The following is a 19,811-nucleotide window of genomic DNA, read 5'->3' as shown; positions in this document are numbered from 1 at the left end:
GTATGGCTAGGAATTGGGCGATTGTTGTGGGGATTAATCACTATGAAAATCTGCGATCGCTAAACTTTGCCAAGCGAGATGCTACTGTCATGGCGACTTGGTTTCAACAAGAAGCCAGATTTGAGCAAGTTTTCTTATTTACTGATAATTCTCCCCCAATTCCCACCAATCCGCCAATTCCTACTCAACCTACCTTTGGTCATTTGCGGCGATTTTTACGCGCACAGTTTGAGAATGCGTTATTAAAGCCAGAAGATAATTTATGGTTTTTCTTTGCAGGTCATGGCAATCGCTATCAAGATAGAGATTATTTAATGTTCTCAGATAGTGACCCAGGGGATATAGAACATACTGCGATTTCTGTTGATTATATCACCCAAAGATTGCGGCGTAGTGGTGCTGATAATGTAGTATTATTTTTAGATGCTTGCCGCGATGAAAGTAGTCGTTCTGGATTGGGAATTGGTGAGCAAAGACATCAGGGAGTGATTACATTTTATTCCTGCACAGCTAACCAAAAATCTTGGGAAATAGATGAATTACAACATGGTGCTTTTACATATTCATTATTAGAAGGATTGCGACTACAAGGTGAGGCTAATTGTGCAACAGTAGAGCGTTTAGCACAATATTTAACTTATCAAGTTCCTACTGTGAATAGTCGCTATGGCAAGGCTGCACAAAATCCTTACTGGCAAGCAGAACCGCCTTATAAAATGTATTTTATTTTATTAGAGCAAACTGCTACACTGAGAGATGTAGAGCCATTAAAGTATCAAGCCTCTCAAGCTGAAAACAGAGGTGATTTGTCATTAGCAAAACAATTATGGGTGAGAGTTTTAGCTGTATCCCGTGGTGATTGGGAGGCAATTGAAGCGATTGAAAGGATTGCGCTGCGACAGCGAGGAGATTTTGCACCAACAGTTACAAATTCTGAAGTGACTTCCTCAAGCGGAGGTAGATCAGCAAGTGCTGAACTGTTGGCTCAAAAGCAAGAAGAACATCGGCAGAATTTAGTTCGTTATCGGCAAGCTTTCTCGGAGGCAATTGAGCGAGAATTTCCCCTCAATCAACCAACTCGTAATAAATTAAAGCAGTTGCAACAATCTCTGCAACTCAAAGAAGAAGAAGTATTGAAAATTAAACAACCAATTGTTGCCCAGAAGGAAGCAGAATATCGGCAACAGCAAGAGAGAATTAGACAGCAACAAGAAGCAGAAAAACAACGACAGCAAGAAGAAGCAATAGGACTAAAGCAGCAGGAAGCAGAAAAAAAACGGCAGCGAGAGGAAGCCGAATATCGCCAAAAATTGCAGCAGTATGAGCAGGCATTAATTAAAACAATTAATGCCGGAAATTCCCTTGATAGTTATGTTATACGGCTGAGGTTAATGCTACTTCGACAGACTTTAAGACTTAAACAAGCGGACATCACTGCAATTGAAACAAGAGTTATAGCAAGCTATCCTCAACGCACTCCATCGAATTCACCACAAATAACCCGACAAAAGTTTTTAAAATGGACTGGCTTAGGAGGATTATTTTTAGTAACAGCAGTGGTAGGTATTGAAATTTTTAAAGCTCAATTACCAGTAAAGAAACAATGCCCAAAAACACCTGTTACAAAACTATTTCCTGAAAACGTTAAACAAATTGCACTGAGTGAGCAAACACTAGTAGAAACAGGAATAGTTAGTCAAAGTAAATCTTTAGGATATACTTTTGAAGTGAAAGCTGGCAAGAGCCTGATACGTATCACAAATCCCAACGTTTGTATTTGGATTTATACACCAGAAAATGAGTTACTGAATAAAACTATGTTACCTGTCACTGGCAGATACACAATTCAAGTTTCTGCTCTCAAAGAAATTACTAAATTTCAGTTGGAAATTAGCTTACTCAATTAAATATAAAACAGGTTATTCAGGACTTATTATGCTAAATCTCATTTGCAATAAATATGAAACCATTGCTACACAATTAAAACGGACATTATTTAATAACATTTAATCCCTTTGGTACAGATCTGGGTTTGTTATCTATATTTTTCAAGCAAGTTTTGATGTTTAACTCATAACTCCCGGTTCGCCCATTTTTTTTGAAGTTGGAGAAATTGGTAAATAACCCAGAAATACGCGCTCGCTATTACGAACACCACCCGCCATTTCATATTCGCGGCTGTCTTTGCCATACTTAATAGCAACCACAGTCAGCATTTTTTCACAAAGCTGACTTAATTGTTTTTCTAGTTCTTCAATTTTATCTTTAGAAGAATCAACCACAGACAAATCCGTCATGAGGGAGACCGCTACTGTCACGAGGAAAACCACTTCCGTCATGAGGAAGACCGCTTTCGCCATGAGGAAAACCGCTTCCGTGATGAGGAAGACCGCTTCTGTTTGTTTAGGAGTGGCTAGATACTTGCTCTTTTCTGGTTATGGGACAATAAATACAGTTCAGTTAGGCTGATACCATTTCACTAAAAAAATGATAAAGATAATTAAGGAAGAAATATGAGCAGAAGTTTATGGCAGGAGTCACCAAAGTAAAAATAAAGGAGTCAGCCGAGGAATTACATGAGCTGCTAAGAAAACAAAAAACAGCATTAGGTAAAGAACGGATTCAAGCGTTGTATTTACTGAAGATAAAGCAGGTAAAGACAATACAAGATTTAGCAGTGGTATTGGGCAGAGGAAGCGCGACGGTACAAAGGTGGTTAAAAGTTTATGCAGAGTCAGGAATCACTAGTCTCGTATCAAGAAAAAAAGGTTCAGGGCGACCACCAATTATTAACACAGATGTTCGAGAGCAGCTTTCAAAGGAACTGGAAGACCCCCAGGGATTTAAAAGTTATGAAGAAATCCGAACATGGTTAAAAGCGGTAGAGGGTGTAGAAGCTTCATACAAAGTAGTACATGATACAGTGCGTTATCAAATGAAAGCGAAGCTAAAGGTGCCGCGTGCAGTAGGCATTAAACACCAACCAGAAGCGGAAGAAGAGTTTAAAAAAAACTCCCACAATACCTAGACGTAATTCAGAAATATGTCATATCACCAATAGATAGACAAAGAAAAATTAGGTATTGGTGTGAGGATGAAAGCCGCGTAGGACTGAAAACAGAAGCAGGAAGATTAATTACTACAAAAGGTACTAAGCCTATTGGCATCATGCAATGGAAGCGAGAAAATTTTTATTTATATGGATTGGTAGAACCATTAACTGGTGAGAATTTTATTTGGGAATTCTCTCATTTAAATGCAGCTTGTTTTCAGATTTTTCTAGAAAAATTCTCGGCTAATTATGCCCAAGATATACATATTATTCAGTTAGACAATGGTGCTTTTCATTTTAGTCAACATCTTCAGATACCAGAAAATATAATTTTGTTATTTCAACCCCCACATACACCGCAAGTTAATCCAATTGAGCGATTGTGGGAGGAAGTTAAAAGATATTTGGCGTGGGAAAGTTTTGGAGCGTTGGATGAATTAAGACAATTTATCTGGAAGCGTTTGGAGAAATTAAACACATCAACCATTGCTTCTATTACAGGTTGGGACTTTATTCTTGATGCTTTATTTGAATCAAATTTTTCGTGAATTGGTATGAGATGCAATATTTCGTAAGGGCACGGCATTCACAATCTTTTGATGTATACAGTAATTTTATCGGTGCCGTGCCCCTACAGTATTTTTGTATAGTCGCTATTTCTAATGCTTACAGCTACCTTGTTGATGGTGCTGTTCGTGACCGTGACCGTTACAGCCGCCTTCACGATGGTGGTGTTCATGATGACCACCGTGCGCGCAGCCTTGTAAATCTTTGCCCATCAAGTTTGCAGCCATTTCGCGGAAAGATTCATCTACAGGTTGTAAGCCAATCCAAGCGTCAATTTTGTCTACTTCAAATCCTACCTCGCGGCGATCACCTACTTGAATTAACGGACGGCGAATTAATAGCGGATCTTGCAACATTAGCGATAAAGCGGTGTTTGCATCCAGTTTTTCAGGAACTACCTCACCAGATTTTACCCTAGGCGAACTCTGATTAAACCATTCGGCTACGGGGCGATCGCCAAAAAATGACCGCAATCTTTCCGCTGTCCAAGGTTCTGCGAGTAAGTTATGTGGTACTACTTCATGACCTGCGGCTGTTAGTAAAACTTTTTGTCTCGTACCACCTTTACAGCCTGGTTTTTCATAAAAAATTACTCTAGCCATTGTGCTTTAGCCTCCTCGATCAAAATATAAAAAAATACCTTTTTTTCCCTAACTTCTGCCTTTCCAAAAGCCTAAAACTTTTTAGCGAGATGAGTCAGCGGATCGAACTCAAATCTTTCTTTGGGATCGGTTTCCCCATAAATGTTAAAAGTCACAGTCGGTCGATCGCCTACTGCTTGAACGCAATGAATTGCATCAGGAGTAAAACTAATAATATCTCCTGGTAATAGGTCAACTTCTCCCGTTGCTTCAATTTTATCTTGAGCATCGGGGCTAGGATTTCGCCGCCAAAAAGTATTCTTTTCTTGACCTTTTAAAACTGCAACAATTCCCCAAGTTCCATGATTATGAATTGTCGATAATGTCCCCGGGGCAAATGTGACTGTTTGCACAGTCAAAGGAAAACCCAATTCATCATACATCAGTAAAACAGATGTTCCAGTTTTAGGTGAAGGTTCTAAATATTGACTGCGTACCCAGTAAGAATTAACAATCAAACGCCTAACCAACATTCTTAATTCTGGTAGGCGGCTGGATTCATCAGCAACATCATTGAGAACATCTTCCACTTCAGTCAAAAAGCGATAAACGCGATAATTCTCGCGTAATAAATCCCATGCTCTCGCAGATTTACACAGTTGTAACTTGCCATCACCAGTTACAAGCCAATCCCTACCTTGCATAAATTTTAAACCATAAATCGAAAAGAGTTTAGCGGCAGAACTGGGGCTGGCAGATTAATAGGAGTAATAATCGGTGCAGGTTGAATAGGTAGGTTAGGAGCAGGAATAAAAGTAGGAGGATTAATGGCAGACAGGGAAATGAAATTATTGGATGAAAAAAGACTCATGATTTTTGACCAAATAATTATTACTTGTTAATCCTCTTCTTCAGGTGGACGAGTGAGGATATCCAGCAGAATTCCCGCGCCAAAATCATTATTCTCGTCTATCTCTTTGACTCTACTACTAATTATTTTAGCCTGCTCGATATCTCCTAGCTTGGCTAATACTAATCCAGCAGCAGCATAAGCATTCAAATATAACCTGATTTGTGAGTCTTCTTTCCGACTGACTAAAATCGGCTTGAGTTGCTCCCAATCATCAGGAAATTTTTCGGCTTCTTTAATTTTATCTAATAATTGGTTTGTTGTTTGCAAAGCTAATAAATAATTATTTTTGTAATAAAAATATCTATATGCTGCTACGAAAACCTCTGTATATTCGCCAGTTTTAGCTATAGCTTGTTGCATATATTTCTCAGATTCTGATGTGTTTTCCCAAGTCTCGGCAGCTAACATCAACAGCTTTTTGATATCTTCTGGAACTTGGAACCATGAGAATTTGTTGGTATCAACTTGCATAATAAGTAACCACGCAACATCAAAGACAGTCATTGCGAGCGAAGCGAAGCAATCGCAAAGCCTGGGATTGCTTCATTTCGCTTCGCTACATTCGCAATGACATTGTGTAATAAATAACTAATTCCCCCATTCTTCAGTCATTTAAAACAAAGTGAGAATGTACACCAACGTGAAGAGAATAATCCAGATGATGTCTACAAAGTGCCAGTAAATTTCTGCCATTTCAATGCCAGTATGTTTGGTAGCAGAATAATGGCCGGGACGACGCGATCGCCATAACACACCTAAAATTAATAACAGTCCCACAAATACGTGCAAACCGTGGAAGCCTGTCATCAAATAAAAGCAGTTGGCGAAGATGTTGGTAGTCAAACCGTATCCTAATGTGGCGTACTCGTAAACCTGACCACCTAAGAATATTGCGCCCATGATTGCGGTGATAATATACCAAAACCGCATACCCTTGACGTTATTCTTTTTAATCGCCTTATCGCCAAAGTGAATGACGAAACTACTAGACACCAGGATAATGGTGTTAATCGTCGGCAAAAATAACTCTACCTCAGTTCCCTCCGGTGGCCAAACTTCTGTACCACCTCTCAAGTACAAGTAAGTGGCAAAGAATCCGCCAAACATTAGGGATTCCGAAATCAGGAAGGTCAACAACCCCCAGACTCGTAAATCTGGATGATGTTCTTGGTGATGTTCGCTCGTTGTTGTCGCTATGGTCATATTGTTTAAGTAGCCCTAATGAACTGCGTACACCGGGATATAGAAGGAACTAAGGGCTGGAAACCTTGTCATTAGCTACATTTTTGTCACATTCAAACTATCGTGCTGATATTTATCTCGCCCAGAACTGAAGTTCCGGGCTAATAGCGCAAGTCCACTCAAGTGGACTGAAATATGCTACTTAGTCTACTTCAGTAGACTTTAACTATTAGCCTTGGAATTGATTCCAAGGCGAGATGGCAACGAAGCGGCAGATTTGAGCAATGATAAAGGCTAGGGGCTAGTATTTTTAAGCAAGAAAATCTCTCTTCGCTATCCCCTAATCCTTAGTCCCTCTTTCTTACTAAGCACTAACTTCTGGCGTTCCCACCGACACATGATCGTGACCGTAGTCGTAAGGGCCGTGAGTGACAACAGGTAATTCTTCCCAGTTTTCAATCGCTGGTGGCGAACTGGTTGTCCATTCTAAAGTCAAAGCTTCCCAAGGGTTATCACCAGCCAAAGGCCCTTTCATCCAGCTTTGGATAATGTTGATAGTGAAGGGAACAACTGAAAGTCCCAAGATGATTGAACCAATGGTACAAATCTGGTTAAGATCGAGAAACTGGGGATCGTACATTGCCACTCGGCGGGGCATTCCTTGCAAACCTAATTCGTGCATGGGTAGGAATGTCAGGTTTGTACCAACCAAGGTGAGTCCAAAGTGAATCCGTCCCCAAGTTTCATTCAGCATCCGTCCGGTCATTTTGGGGAACCAGTGATAAATCCCGGCGTAAATCCCAAATACAGAACCGCCAAATAGAACATAGTGGAAGTGTGCGACTACATAATATGTGTCGTGAACGTGGACATCAAAGGGGGCTGTACCCATTGTCACGCCGCTTAAGCCACCCATGACAAACATGGACAATAAGCCGATCGCAAACAGCATGGCAGTAGTAAAGCGAATCTTACCACCCCACAATGTCGCCACCCAACCGAAAATCTTCACGCCAGTAGGAACGGCAACGATTAAGGTAGAGATGGTGAAGAACATCCGCATCCAACCGGGTGTACCACTGGTAAACATGTGGTGTACCCAAACGAACAACCCAACAACGCAGATTGCTAAACTAGAATAAGCGATCGCTTTATATCCGAAAATTGGCTTACGGCTGTGAACGGGGATGACTTCGGACATAATGCCGAAGATGGGCAGAATCATTAAATATACTGCCGGGTGAGAATAGAACCAGAACAAGTGTTGATAAAGGACAACATTACCGCCTGCATCTGGTTTAAAGAAGGAAGTACCAAAGTTGAGGTCAAACAATAACAGTACCAAACCAGCCGCTAACACAGGTGTAGAGAGAAGTGCTAGCACGGAAGTTGCTAAAATTGCCCAGCAGAATAAAGGTAGTTGATCCCATTTCATGCTGGGAACCTTCATCATCAGGATGGTGATGACAAAGTTCAGCGAACCCAAAATTGAGGAAGTTCCCACCAACACGATCGCCAAAATCCACATACTTTGGGCGATGGGTGCTGTGACTAAACTTAAAGGTGGGTAAGCTGTCCAACCAGATTGAGAACCGCCAAAGATAAAACTAGCTAGCAGTAATAAACCTGCTGGTGGGTTTAACCAAAAGGCGATCGCATTCAGCTTGGGGAAAGCCATATCTCTAGCACCAACCATCAACGGTACTAGGAAGTTGCCAAATCCCCCAATCGCACTGGGAACGATCCACAAAAAGATCATGATCGTCCCGTGGTTAGTCATGAAAGCGTTGTAGAGATTGGGGTCGAGGAAATCTGCTTCCGGTGTTGACAATTCAACTCGGATACCCATCGCCATCAAGCCACCGATGAGATAGAACACGAATGCTGTCACCAGGTATTGAATCCCAATTACCTTGTGATCGACATTAAACGTGAAATAGTCTTGCCATTTCCACGCTTTTGGGTGCGCAGTGTGACTAACCACCAAAGATTGAGGCTTATTCTTATCTGGTGGCGTATTTCGAGGAAATTCTACTTTTGTCATATTTTTTACCGCTATGCGGAGTCCAGGGTCAAAAGTCCAAAGTCCAGAGTTATGAATTTTGACTCTTGACTCTTGACTCTTGACTAATGACTCTTAACCATTGACTCTAGAGTTGCTGCACTCACTCCCATCTCGTGGACATGGGGAGCAAGAAACTCTGATGTTGATAAATCGGCTGGGTTAACCGCGATCGCTTGATGCAAATCTTGCTTTTGCGCAACTTGATTTTCTGTCAGCCAGCTTTCAAACTCTTCTGGTGTGTGAACAACTACTTGCGATCGCATGGAACCGTGATAACCACCGCACAATTCAGCGCAAACTACAGGATATGTACCTGGTTTAGTGGCGACAAACCGCAATTGGGTAGCGATACCGGGAATTGCATCTTGCTTCAAGCGGAAGTTCGGCACCCAGAATGAGTGAATTACATCTTGTGCTGAAAGATTGAGTTGCACATCAGCACCAACCGGAACGTGCAATTCTCCAGAACTTACGCCACTTTCGGGATAGTTAAATATCCAGGCGTACTGCATCCCTTGGACATCCACAACCAAATCGGCGGCTTTGTCTTGAGTTGTAGAAGTCGCACCAATCCCAATTTTCGGTGCAACTTTTGCTTCCCCTGGATTATCCAGAGTTGCAGCCATAGCACTTCCACTCACGTGCGCAGCATGAGCCGCACCATGAGGATGTCCGGCTGGTTCCAAACCGCCCATTCTGTTAAAAACATCTACGCTGTAAATGCCTAAACAGAGGACAATCAGTGATGGAATCGCCGTCCAAAAAATTTCTAGGGGAACATTACCTTCAACTGGTAAGCCATCGGAATTATCTCCCCGACGGCGACGGTACTTAACTAGAAAAATTACTATTGTTCCTTCTACTACCAAAAATAGAGCGATCGCAATGGTAAACATGATGTTAAAAAATCCATCTACCATCGGCGCTTGTAGCGATGCTTGCTCTGGTAATAGACTGTGATGTTGACCAATCCAAATGCTGATCGCCGTAACTAATACACCAGCAACCAAAGTCCAAAGTGAAACAGGAATTTGTTCCATACATACCACCTGCTCTGTAAAACGCCGTCAAAGGGAATTAATTGGGCATTGGGCATCCGGCATGGGGCATTGAGCTGGGTATTTATTATTAGTTTCTCCTCTGCTCCCTGCTCCCTGCTTCCCTGCTTCTTCCCCAAGTTCCTTCATCTACAAAGCAGCGTTTTTGTTTTCTCTTCCTCTTTTTCTAACTTACCCCTATAAAAATTGGGGGAATTTTCCAGATCTTTTCACATCTTTTCCCCCAAAATATTTAAAAGTATTTCATTGTTTTGATGGCAAATTAGCCCGTAAATTTCACGAAAACCTAGCTGAAGAAGGTGCTTATAGCCTTAATATTGATTTAGCTATGTTAGCAGCAAGTATGAATTTGTTAATAGATAACACTTTAAAATTTACGCATTTGTTTACTACGAACCTTTTGCTGATTTCAAGTAAACATCTAGTGCAGCAAAGCAAAAATAACTACATAGTTCAACAAGGTTAAAAAGCTTACCTTTCAAACTTTTTGACCCTTCTGCCTTCTGCCTTTTAACATTCCCCTCTAATTACCTTGCTTTTGAATCCTCCTACCTAGAACCAGGCAATATTACTAATGCCAAACAATCTTAATTGTCTAATGCGCCGTGAGTGTAGCAATTCTTAGGACAAATCCGCGAACAAGCTTCACAACCAATACAGTTGTCTGGATTAGCAACTACCATTACCTTGCGCTCAATTTCTTCATCATCCTCATCTTCAACAAATTCACCTTCTTCATTGAGAGCTTTTAGATCCAGCACATTATAACCGCATACTTTCATGCATCTGCCACAGCCGATACATTTATCCTTATCAATTGCTTGGGCAAATTTGGGAGTCCAAGTCTTACCTCCAAAGGTCAATCCTGTTAGTTGTGCCATGATAAATCCTCGGCAATTCTGCCTAAAAATATGTTGGTGCTTTGATCGTTATCCTAACCTAATCTTAATAGTTTATTTGTGCTATTAAAGCAGCATTTATCTATAATCAAAATTTTCTGACTTTTTATCGAATTTACTTGTTTATTGATTGACTTTAGTAATTGAAAGGTTTTGCCAATAATTATTATAAAATCTTGTTGAGGTCATGCCTGCTTAACATGGCTTGCTGCTTTTTCTGCGATAATCAGACATTCTCAATATTTGCAGCGATAACTGCAACTGCTAGCAGTAAAAATCAATTGCATAAATATTACCTGAGTATAAAAAGATGGTTTTATACAATTGATGCTCTTGTCAAATCAATATTTTTTTGCTTGCTCATAAAACTTGAGAAAAACTCCGCATACCTTTGCTTTTAAAAATAAAACATTTAGTATGTTGCCTGAGTATTCTTTCTACCCTCTTACTTCAGTTAACTCTTGATACAAATACAAAAGAAGCAAATGTTATTTCTGCACATTATGTCAAGTTAAGAATGCAGAATATAGTTAATTGAAAAACTGTAATACTTATGGCAGAATATAAACTAATGTAAAATATTAAAAGTATTAATAAACAAGTTGAATACTATTAATCATAAGGGTTGGTGTTCGCTAAAAACACTTTGGCTAAGGTTTTAAGGTCTCAAATAACTATTATTTAATTTTGGATAAATAAAGTTGCTAAAAAATCTCCCTAGGCTCATTGTGAACAAATTTATCAATATGGTTATGAAATCTATAGTTAATAAAGAAGTAATTATGAGGCTCAGGTGAACAGCCTTCAGTAGCTTCCAAGTGGATGTAATGTCCGAGTATGAATATGGGCAATGTCTCAAACAAGAAAAATTTTTCTTGTTAGCAAAATCAATTGGTAGCGAGTCTTAATTCTCATGAACAAAGAGGACACATCCAGGGGAGACTTGAGCCAAACATCTCAACGAGTATAGTTGGAGTGCATTATGCCGTATACCATTCCTAACAACAGTTGCGTTGGATGTGATAATTGCCGTCCCCAATGTCCGACGGGTGCAATTAAAATCGAAAACAACGAATATTGGATCGATCCTTGTCTTTGTAACAATTGCGAAGGTTATTATCCCGAACCGCAATGTGTAATCGCCTGTCCCACAAATTCACCAATTCCGTGGCAAGCGAAAAAGGGGAGATGTAAAGTAGAACCGAGAGATGCTACCAGTCCAGATTTGTTTTCTAACGGGAAAAATAACCCTTTTGCTTCAGCGATTGTGATTTGGGAAGCTTGCAACGTCCTAGCACAGCGCACATCTCTCAATTGGGAAATTGATGAAGCTGGGTATTTATCTTATAGCAGACAAGTTAATCAGGGTAGAGGTGCGATCGCATTTCACATCCAAGATCCATTCAACGTCAGCACTCGAACAACAGATATTGAAGCAATTGAAGCCCTAGATATTCGAGCCGCTTGCATCCATTTAATTTTTGCAGCTTATGCAACTGCCTTAGAGCAACCTTGGGAGCAAGAATTTTCCATTGACGAACGCCAACTAGAGAAATATTTAGGGTTAGAAAAACGCAAAGACCTGAGCAAAAATGCCAAACTAACTTTAATGAAAAACATCGTGCAACAAGCTTGCTCGTTAATAATTTCCATTGATTGGCCGCAACAAGGCCGAGTCAAAGGATTCTCAGTAGCAGGAACCCGCTTGTGGCACTTAGTAGACATCGAGCATTACTTTCAAGAAGACGACCGCGGATGCAAATATTTAGTGGGGCTAACTTTTAAAATTAGAGCCGGAATTTGGGCGCAGCATTTCTTAAATAAACAAGCTTGCAAAGAGCGCACCGCATTCTATCAATATGGCATTCTCCCAAAAACACTGTTAACTACTATTATGAGTATTTGGCAGCAACATGAAGGCGCAGCCAGACTCATGCTGTGGTTGCTGTTTAAAACTAAAATGGGCAGAGAGCAACGCATTACAGTTCCTACCTTACTGCGTGTTGCTTACGGTGAAGAAAAAGTCACCTTAGCCTCTAGACAAAGAGAAGAACGCAAACGCTTGCTGCGGACATTTGAAAGCGATCTAGAAATACTGAATCATTATGGAATTAAACCTATATTTGACCCAGTTACCTATCCGGTAGAAATTCAACCATTGTGGGCAAAGTTAATCGATTTACCAGAAGATCCAGAAGCAGCCTTAGAATTTTGGATGAATGATGGCGGTGGCGAAACCCGACTAACAGATACAGGCCCCCGTGGTAAGTGGAATCTGCTGATGAATGCCCGAATTTTATCTTTTGATTTGCCAACAGAATGGGAGTACCAAAACTCAGACTCAGACAAAAAGCCACGGCGTAACGTTAACCGCAATCGCAGAAAGCCTAAAACCACAGGCGATTTGCTAGGCGAACAGATTTTAGAAGCGCGAAAAAATCTCAACCTGTCTCAAAGAGAATTGGCAAAGTTGACAGGTAAAAGCCAAAGCTGGATTCGCGATATTGAAAACGGGCGTTTAAAAGCCAAGCTAGAAGACCAAGCACTCTTGCGCAAAGTACTGAATATGGCTTAACTGATTAGTGCGGTCTTGCTGTTACGGCATAACATCGCGTTGTTATATTAATGCATCGGTCTGTTATGGCATAACATCGCGCTGTTATATTAATACGTCGCTCTGTTATGGCATAACATTGCGCTGTTATATTAATACGTCGCTCTGTTATGGCATAACATCGCACTGTTATATTAATGCATTGGTCTGCAATTGAATTGCATCGACCTGCAATGCTTAGACGCGGAGCGGCTTGTCGTAGACATCGCATTTACTTGCAAAAATTAAACTCGCCCTTTCTTTAACCTTATGCTACTTTCAATAGCTACACTAATCTTCAACATAAAATGTTTTGTTAGAACTGAGTAAGGCAAGAGAAACCAACAGTAACAGCTTTCATCTCCTCTAATTACAGACAAGCAGAGCCGCAGATTACGTGACAGACACTGCGTGAGACAAAAATTATCAATACAACTAATAGACTTATCTGAAAATATTTATAACAGTAACAAAGTATTTCACTTTGGCTTCAGCCACAATTATCTATAAAAATTCGTTGCACAAAATTTTTATGAGCCAAGAATTTAACGAAATAAATTGGAGAGTGCATCCAGAACAAGAAGTTTTGCTTCAAGAATATCGAGATAAATGGAAAAAGATTGTACTGTCCACTGAACCAATCGATCGTCAACAAGCAATAGACGCAGTAAAAAATGCTTATCAATATACTGCTATCAGTCAAAAAGAACCAAAAATTATTTTTTTTGATAGCTATTATATGGCATTGAAAGCTATTTTTGTTGAACTGCGAGAGCAGCTAGGAAAAGAACTCAGCATAGATTTATTACACCAACTTGGCTGCGATGAACTATATTACGCAGAAAGAAACACCATACATTACTGGCAGTTAATATTGCAGTTAGAAAGCGAACTAGGCACTCGTTTTCGACCACAGCATACTATCAACTCTTATGATATTCACCCTATCCAACCTGAATTATGGGCAAATTTTGCTGGCTACCTTGACTTTTGCCATTCTGTAGAAAACCATCCTCTTTTTCAAGAAGAAGTAGTAATATTTTTGTCACTAATAAAATCTAGTGGTTGGATTTTTGCATTTGAAAATATTTGTATTATATGCGAACGACCCTGCAAAATATCTTTTGATAATCAGATGCGCCTTCATGCAGAAGGAGAACCTGCAATCCAGTTTATTGATGGATATAGCCTCTACTCGTATTACGGTGTAACTTTACCCGAAAAATATAGCAAGCTACATCCAAATAATTGGCAATCTGAATGGCTGTTAGAAGAAAAAAATGCCGAATTGAGAAGAGTACTAATTCAGGGTATTGGTTACGCTCGTATCATGCAAGAATTGGATGCAATTGAGATTAATTCTTATCAAGAATATTCATTATTAGAAGTTTTAAACAATATAGATTTGGAACCAATTTATTTATTAGAAATGACTTGCCCTAGTACTGGGAATATTCATGTTTTGCGTGTACCACCTAAAATCAAATCAGCAAGAGAAGCAATTCGGTGGGTTAATTGGGGTATCGATCCAGAAGATTTTGCTATACAAACATAAATGAGAGTACAATATAGCAGAAAATTGTGCAGTATTTTGCAATACTTTCAACCTGCAAAGTCGGCTCAAACGTGAGACAAAAATTATCAATGCAACAAATTGATTTTGTAAAACTATTTGTAATTGCGGTCATGAAGTGCGATCGCTTTGACTAGTTAGCAAATTAATACAACTTGAAAAGTACCAATATGTCTGAAATGCCGGTAAGCGTAATCATCCCTATATTTACCGCCATAAGCGATCGCCAATGGGAAAAGTTCCAAGAATTAGAAGCAAATTTTGTATTACAACACGGTGTAGAAGTTTGGCAGGAAGTCTTTAATTTCCGTATCAAACCAGCATTAGACAAAGAATCCGATCGGTGGCTGCTGATCCAGTGGTGTGGACAAGGAATTCACTGGGTGAAAAATGTTAGCTAAGTGCGATCGCAGATTGGACGCTGTAAACAATGAATTTTCATCAGTTATCGCAGTGCGATCGCACCAGTAGCTCTTGCGTTCTTCTTTCTTTGCGCCTCTGCGCCTACCCTGCGGGAAGCCGCTTCGCGTCTATGCGTGAGACAAAAATCATCCTTGTACCAAATCGACTATCTAACAAGAACTCTCAAATCCTACCGATAACTACCAACTTCAACCTTCCTCTGACCCACCACTTCCGGCGCACCAACTTGTAAACTCAAATCCTCATAACGCGTAGTTAAAAACGGCTGACCGCAACCTATCCGATAAAAAGGACTTTCCGCAGGAATTTCCAACTGCGAACTAACTAAACCCAAACGAGATGCAAATTGTGCGGGAAATATCACCAAATCTCCACCAATTGCGCTAAAACTAGACGCGCCTAACTTTTGTCGCCAAGCCAAACCTTGTTGTCCATAATCGAGAGTACACAACTTGCGATTTCCCTGACGCACAGTAACTCGTTGTCCCTTCCAATCAAAATCAGCTAATTCCTTTGGTAGTCCCCAAATTTCTCGACCACCAGCCATTGAATCTACATGGTCTACATAAATGTGAGACACCCAGCCACCAAATTTACCTTGATAACCCACAACAGCAGGGACAACAATTAACTCGCTGTACTCTAGTTCTGAACCTGACCCATAATAAGATAAATACACACTCGCCACAGTTTTACCAGGCCAGACAGAGATAATATCTAACTCTAAAGGAACTAAGGGTCGCACTCGGTCAACATTCACCAAATGCAGAGTTTGGATAGCGTGACCTTGCAGTTTCCAAGGTGCTTGTGGGTAAGACATAGCAAGAATTCAAAATTCAAAATTTATTCCTTATACCAATTCAAATAATGTTTGCGACACATCAATAATATTCGAGAGTCACGGCAGTGCCGTGCCCCTACAATCTGTCGCATTCTTTTTTCAAATGGGTATTATTTAATTGTTAGCAATTCATCAAATAAAAAAAATCCCCATCTAGGCTAATGCTTGGATGGGTAATAGGGAGTAAGGATGCGATGTCTAAGACGGGTTATATCATTCATGTACGGCTAAATAACCGTCATTGCGACCATAAGAAAGCAATTCCAAAAACTCTGTGATTGCGTCGTTTCACTGCGTTCCACTCGCAATGACATATTCATGATAATTTGCTGAACATCATATTAAATCTACGCATCCTCAACCAGAAAAATTACTTGTAATATTGATGCAATTGGCTTCTCTGGTTAAGAGCTACTGTCTACTGAAATTAAAAAATTGCTGCTACCGCTTTGCCTGTTCTCCATTTGATGGCAACAATGGCCAGACTTTGATTGTACGATCCTTACTAGCGCTAACAACGCTTTTGCCATTAGGGTTGAAGGCAACAGCCCAAATTCTATTGGTATGTCCAGTTAAGCTGCGGATTTCCCTTCTCTCAGATACACTCCACAGTCTTACAGTCCCATCCCAACCACCACTAGCAACGGTTTTACCATCGGGGCTGAAGGCTACCGACCAAACTCTGGTTTTATCTGCTTTGAAGGTAGCGATTTCTGTTCCTGTAGCCAAGTTCCACAATTTGATCGTGCCATCCCAACCACCACTAGCAAGGGTTTTACCATCGGGACTAATAGTTACAGCATTCACTACACCCAAATGACCTGCCAAGGTGCGCGTAACTTTTCCAGTAGAAATGTCCCACAGTTTGATATTCTTATCAAATTGATTGCTACTAGCAAGAGTATTGCCATCCGAGCTAAAGGCTAAGGAATTAAAAATATCGCACTCTCCTTTGAGGGTGCGGATGACTTCTCCAGTAGAAGAGTTCCAAAGTTTGATGGTCTGATCCCAACTACTACTTGCAAGAGTACTGCCATCCGCGCTAAAAGCTATAGACTGAACCGAGAGCGAATGTCCTTTGAGGGTACGTATTTCCTCTCCCGTAGTCAGATTCCACAATTTGATGGTTTTATCTAAACTACCACTGGCAAGAGTCATACCATCAGGGCTAAAAGCTAAAGTATTAATCCAATTGCTATGTCCCTGGAGGGTACGGAGTTCCTGTCCGGTAGTCAAATTCCACAGTTTAATCGTGTTGTCTGTACTGACACTAGCAAGGGTATTGCCATCCGGGCTAATAGCTACAGCCCTAACTGAGCCAGAATGCCCCGTGAGAGTTAAAACATCGGATACTAGTCGATTGGGAGAATATGTTTCACCTGTTTCACCAGTTGCGGCTAAGGGAAATTGCGAAGACCAAACGCCCCCAAATCCTAACGCCAGGAAAAATGTGGCTGTTAAGACTCTAATTTTTGAGTTTAAGAGATTTACAGACATCGCATATCCCCCACTAGCATCGCCCGAATGCTGCAAGCATTTTAGATACAATTACTGACTATAGTAATTAAAGTAAAATTATACTTCCTTTATAAAGTTTTCTAACTAGTTACATCCCAAATCTTAATAGTGTTGTCCTCACTACCGCTGATTAGGGTTTTACCATCAGGGCTAAAGCTGAGGGTTGTTATGGTATTGGTATGTCCAGTTAAGGTAAAAAATTCTTCTCCTGTAGATAAATTCCATAATTTAATTGTGCGATCGCGACTTCCACTAGCAAGTGTCTGACCATCTGGACTAATAGCCAACGATGTAACCGTGGTGTCATGACCGATGAGTGTCCGTATTTCTTGACCTGTAGCTAAATTCCACAATTTAATTGTGCGATCGCGGTTGGCACTGGCAAGAATTTTACCATCGGGACTGATAGCTAGCGAAGTAATCGTTTTGCCATCTCCTTTTAAGGTGCGAATTGCGTATCCCTTAGCTAAATTCCACAATTTAATAGTTTTATCAAAACTCCCGCTAGCCAGAATTTTACCATCTGGGCTAATAGCCATTGACCGCACCCAGAATTCATGACCAACCAAAGTACGGAGATGTTCTCCTGTTTCTAAATTCCAAACTTTAATAGTGTTATCATCGCTACCGCTAGCCAGGATTTTACCATTTGGGCTAATGACTAGGGCATGAATTGAATCTGAATGTCCGATTAAGGTGTGAATTACTTTACCTGTAGCCAAATTCCACACTTTAATAGTGTTATCATCGCTACCACTTACAAGAGTTTTACCATTCGGGCTGATAGCAACGACATTCACTCTCTGGGAATGACCGTTCAGGGTGAAGATTTCTTTTCCTGTGGCTAGATTCCATAATTTGATTGTGCGATCGCTGTTGCTAGCGAACAATCTACCATCAGGACTAATAGCAACAGACAAAATCCCATTTTCATTTCCTGGGAGAGTATTAGCTAAGGAAATCTTCCCCAAAGTCGTTTTTGCTGGCTGACCCAAAACTGCTTCACTGTTACGCGAGCGATTATGTTGTTGATTGAAGCGAGCAGATAAACTGGTTTGTAAGCGGTGAAACTGTTGATACCAAGAGTCTCCAAATCCAAATAACAACATAGCAGCAGCGATCGCGATCGGGAATCGCAAAAAATTTGATTTTTTGGGTAAATTTTGTGTCTGAGTCTTGGCAGTTTTACCAGAAAATTTAACTGATGGTAAACGTCGCAGTGGTTGTTTTTGTGACAAATCTTTGAGTACTTCATCCACTGATTGATAGCGGTTGCGGATATCTTTTTGTAACAGCTTATCGAGTACCCGATCTAATTCCGCATCCAGTGGTTTACGCAAATATTGTCGCCAATTTGTCACCCAAGAATATCCATGTTCTGTCCACAATTGAAAGGGAGAAATTCCCGTTAACAGATGAAAGCAGGTAGTTCCCAAGCCAAATAAATCGCTCGCTGGATAAGCTTTACCATCTCGAATCTGTTCAATTGGAGAGTAACCATGAGAACCAATAGAAGTACCGATTTTATTTTGGACTCTTGCTGTTAATTGCTTTGAGGAGCCAAAATCTATCAAGCATAAGCGTCCATCACTATGACGCCGAATAATATTTTCCGGTTTGAGATCTCGGTGAATGACGCCGCGATCGTGAATAAATTTGAGGATAGGGAGCAAATCAAGTAAAATAGCTTGAATTTCCTTGTCCTTATATGTCTTACGTTGCTGCAACTCGGTTAACAAATTATCCCCATTGATAAACTGCTGCACTAAATATAGGCAGTGATCTTGCTCAAAATAAGCTAAGAGAGTGGGAATTTGCGGATGTTCTCCGAGTTGTTGCAGTCGTTTGGCTTCTTCAGCAAATAACTCCATTGCTTTTTTCTGCGACCAAGTTCCTTGAAACTTTGGAGCTAATTGCTTAATTACACAGCGTTCGTGTAATTTATCTACATCTTGTGATAAATAAGTTCTGCCAAATCCCCCCTCATCGGAAAGCACTCGAATAACACGGAAGCGATTTCTTAAAAGTCCTGTGAGTGGGGTATTACAAGCTTGGCAAACCTTATTTTCATCTGAATTTAGTGGATTTGAGCAATCGGGATTTAAGCAGCAGATCATCATTTGACAGGCGCTACTGCATGACAATTTATGCTAAGTTCAACCCATAATTTCCCTGATAATCGAACTGGCTCTCGCGTACTTTTGGTAGAAAATCCCTGTGTTGGGGAATAGGGGATTACTTAATATAGTCAGCGTTTGTAGATTATAGTCAATTTTCCCCTAATTGAGGAAAATTACAAGAGTCAGTAGTATTAATTCTTGATTATATAATAATCTGCTTTTAATGTCTTGAGGAAATTTGGCTTGTGGTAAATTAGCTGGAATATTATTAATCAATAAATGTTTGAAATTTTACCCAAAATTAGTTAATGTGACTACAAAATTTTTGATTTTTAAATATATGATTTATCTCTAATTTGTAAAATCTATCTAGGAAAGCTAGTGCTTGAACGGTTTCTCAAGAAAATATTTTTGGTCGCTAGACTT

18 protein-coding genes and 1 pseudogene are annotated in these 19,811 nt (G+C 40.3%); 7 read left to right on the top strand and 12 right to left on the bottom strand.

The features are described 5' to 3' along the window. Window positions 1-2 precede the first annotated feature (2 nt). Window positions 3-1,907 (top strand): caspase family protein, encoded by a 1,905-nt coding sequence (locus AACU33_RS35105; RefSeq protein ID WP_096594852.1) that lies wholly within the window; start codon window positions 3-5, stop codon window positions 1,905-1,907. Window positions 1,908-2,066: 159 nt separating this feature from the next. Here the strand turns inward: AACU33_RS35105 and AACU33_RS35100 are convergent. Then, window positions 2,067-2,294, bottom strand: a pseudogene (locus AACU33_RS35100) (hypothetical protein); the annotation flags it as partial. A gap of 233 nt (window positions 2,295-2,527) precedes the next feature. Between AACU33_RS35100 and AACU33_RS35095 the strand changes: the two are divergent. Further along, window positions 2,528-3,028, top strand: coding sequence for a helix-turn-helix domain-containing protein (locus AACU33_RS35095; protein WP_096588144.1), 501 nt, complete (start codon window positions 2,528-2,530; stop codon window positions 3,026-3,028). A gap of 5 nt (window positions 3,029-3,033) precedes the next feature. Continuing rightward, a complete protein-coding gene (locus AACU33_RS35090; RefSeq protein WP_096588143.1) occupies window positions 3,034-3,600 on the top strand; it encodes an IS630 family transposase in 567 nt (188 codons plus the stop codon). A gap of 111 nt (window positions 3,601-3,711) precedes the next feature. Here AACU33_RS35090 and AACU33_RS35085 read toward each other — a convergent pair whose 3' ends face one another. The 7 genes from AACU33_RS35085 to AACU33_RS35055 all read right to left on the bottom strand — a co-directional run bounded on the left by AACU33_RS35085 (window position 3,712) and on the right by AACU33_RS35055 (window position 9,400). Continuing rightward, window positions 3,712-4,221, bottom strand: coding sequence for an ArsC/Spx/MgsR family protein (locus AACU33_RS35085; RefSeq protein WP_096594850.1), 510 nt, complete (start codon window positions 4,219-4,221; stop codon window positions 3,712-3,714). 71 nt (window positions 4,222-4,292) lie between these two features. After that, complete coding sequence (locus AACU33_RS35080; protein WP_096594849.1) at window positions 4,293-4,904, bottom strand: cysteine dioxygenase family protein; 612 nt, start codon at window positions 4,902-4,904, stop codon at window positions 4,293-4,295. A 5-nt stretch (window positions 4,905-4,909) separates the two neighbouring features. Continuing rightward, on the bottom strand, window positions 4,910-5,071 hold the full coding sequence (locus AACU33_RS35075; protein WP_339376456.1) for a hypothetical protein: 162 nt from the start codon (window positions 5,069-5,071) through the stop codon (window positions 4,910-4,912). A gap of 27 nt (window positions 5,072-5,098) precedes the next feature. Further along, window positions 5,099-5,584: a hypothetical protein gene (locus AACU33_RS35070; protein WP_096595494.1), complete on the bottom strand. Its 486-nt coding sequence runs from the start codon at window positions 5,582-5,584 to the stop codon at window positions 5,099-5,101. Between the two features lie 141 nt (window positions 5,585-5,725). Continuing rightward, window positions 5,726-6,316: a cytochrome c oxidase subunit 3 gene (locus AACU33_RS35065; protein ID WP_096594848.1), complete on the bottom strand. Its 591-nt coding sequence runs from the start codon at window positions 6,314-6,316 to the stop codon at window positions 5,726-5,728. 343 nt (window positions 6,317-6,659) lie between these two features. Then, window positions 6,660-8,339, bottom strand: coding sequence for a cytochrome c oxidase subunit I (gene ctaD / locus AACU33_RS35060; RefSeq protein ID WP_096594847.1), 1,680 nt, complete (start codon window positions 8,337-8,339; stop codon window positions 6,660-6,662). 83 nt (window positions 8,340-8,422) lie between these two features. Further along, complete coding sequence (locus AACU33_RS35055) at window positions 8,423-9,400, bottom strand: cytochrome c oxidase subunit II (protein ID WP_096594846.1); 978 nt, start codon at window positions 9,398-9,400, stop codon at window positions 8,423-8,425. 163 nt (window positions 9,401-9,563) lie between these two features. Here AACU33_RS35055 and AACU33_RS35050 point away from each other — a divergent pair, with 163 nt between their 5' ends. Then, complete coding sequence (locus AACU33_RS35050; protein WP_096594845.1) at window positions 9,564-9,884, top strand: hypothetical protein; 321 nt, start codon at window positions 9,564-9,566, stop codon at window positions 9,882-9,884. Window positions 9,885-10,005: 121 nt separating this feature from the next. On the opposite strand, the gene fdxB is transcribed toward AACU33_RS35050, so the two are convergent. Continuing rightward, window positions 10,006-10,299, bottom strand: a complete 294-nt coding sequence (gene fdxB, locus AACU33_RS35045) for a ferredoxin III, nif-specific (RefSeq protein ID WP_096594844.1) — start codon at window positions 10,297-10,299, stop codon at window positions 10,006-10,008. 1,000 nt (window positions 10,300-11,299) lie between these two features. Here fdxB and AACU33_RS35040 point away from each other — a divergent pair. From AACU33_RS35040 to AACU33_RS35030, 3 genes are all read left to right on the top strand, one after another. Next, complete coding sequence (locus AACU33_RS35040; protein WP_096594843.1) at window positions 11,300-12,892, top strand: helix-turn-helix domain-containing protein; 1,593 nt, start codon at window positions 11,300-11,302, stop codon at window positions 12,890-12,892. 550 nt (window positions 12,893-13,442) lie between these two features. Next, window positions 13,443-14,465, top strand: a complete 1,023-nt coding sequence (locus AACU33_RS35035) for a DUF6745 domain-containing protein (RefSeq protein ID WP_339376455.1) — start codon at window positions 13,443-13,445, stop codon at window positions 14,463-14,465. Window positions 14,466-14,653: 188 nt separating this feature from the next. Beyond that, window positions 14,654-14,884 (top strand): hypothetical protein, encoded by a 231-nt coding sequence (locus AACU33_RS35030; protein WP_096594842.1) that lies wholly within the window; start codon window positions 14,654-14,656, stop codon window positions 14,882-14,884. A 191-nt stretch (window positions 14,885-15,075) separates the two neighbouring features. Here AACU33_RS35030 and AACU33_RS35025 read toward each other — a convergent pair whose 3' ends face one another. From AACU33_RS35025 to AACU33_RS35015, 3 genes are all read right to left on the bottom strand, one after another. Beyond that, window positions 15,076-15,726, bottom strand: a complete 651-nt coding sequence (locus AACU33_RS35025; RefSeq protein WP_096594841.1) for an acetoacetate decarboxylase family protein — start codon at window positions 15,724-15,726, stop codon at window positions 15,076-15,078. 462 nt (window positions 15,727-16,188) lie between these two features. Further along, window positions 16,189-17,244 carry a WD40 repeat domain-containing protein gene (locus AACU33_RS35020; RefSeq protein ID WP_096594840.1) on the bottom strand — a complete coding sequence of 352 codons (1,056 nt, stop codon included), beginning with the start codon at window positions 17,242-17,244 and terminating at the stop codon, window positions 16,189-16,191. Between the two features lie 101 nt (window positions 17,245-17,345). Beyond that, window positions 17,346-19,382, bottom strand: coding sequence for a protein kinase domain-containing protein (locus AACU33_RS35015; protein WP_096594839.1), 2,037 nt, complete (start codon window positions 19,380-19,382; stop codon window positions 17,346-17,348). Window positions 19,383-19,811 lie beyond the last annotated feature (429 nt).

Source organism: Calothrix sp. NIES-2098 (assembly GCF_963875125.1).
GTDB lineage: Bacteria > Cyanobacteriota > Cyanobacteriia > Cyanobacteriales > Nostocaceae > Aulosira.
The sequence above is the reverse complement of the archived record's forward strand: the minus strand, read 5'-3'. Positions and strand labels throughout refer to the sequence as shown.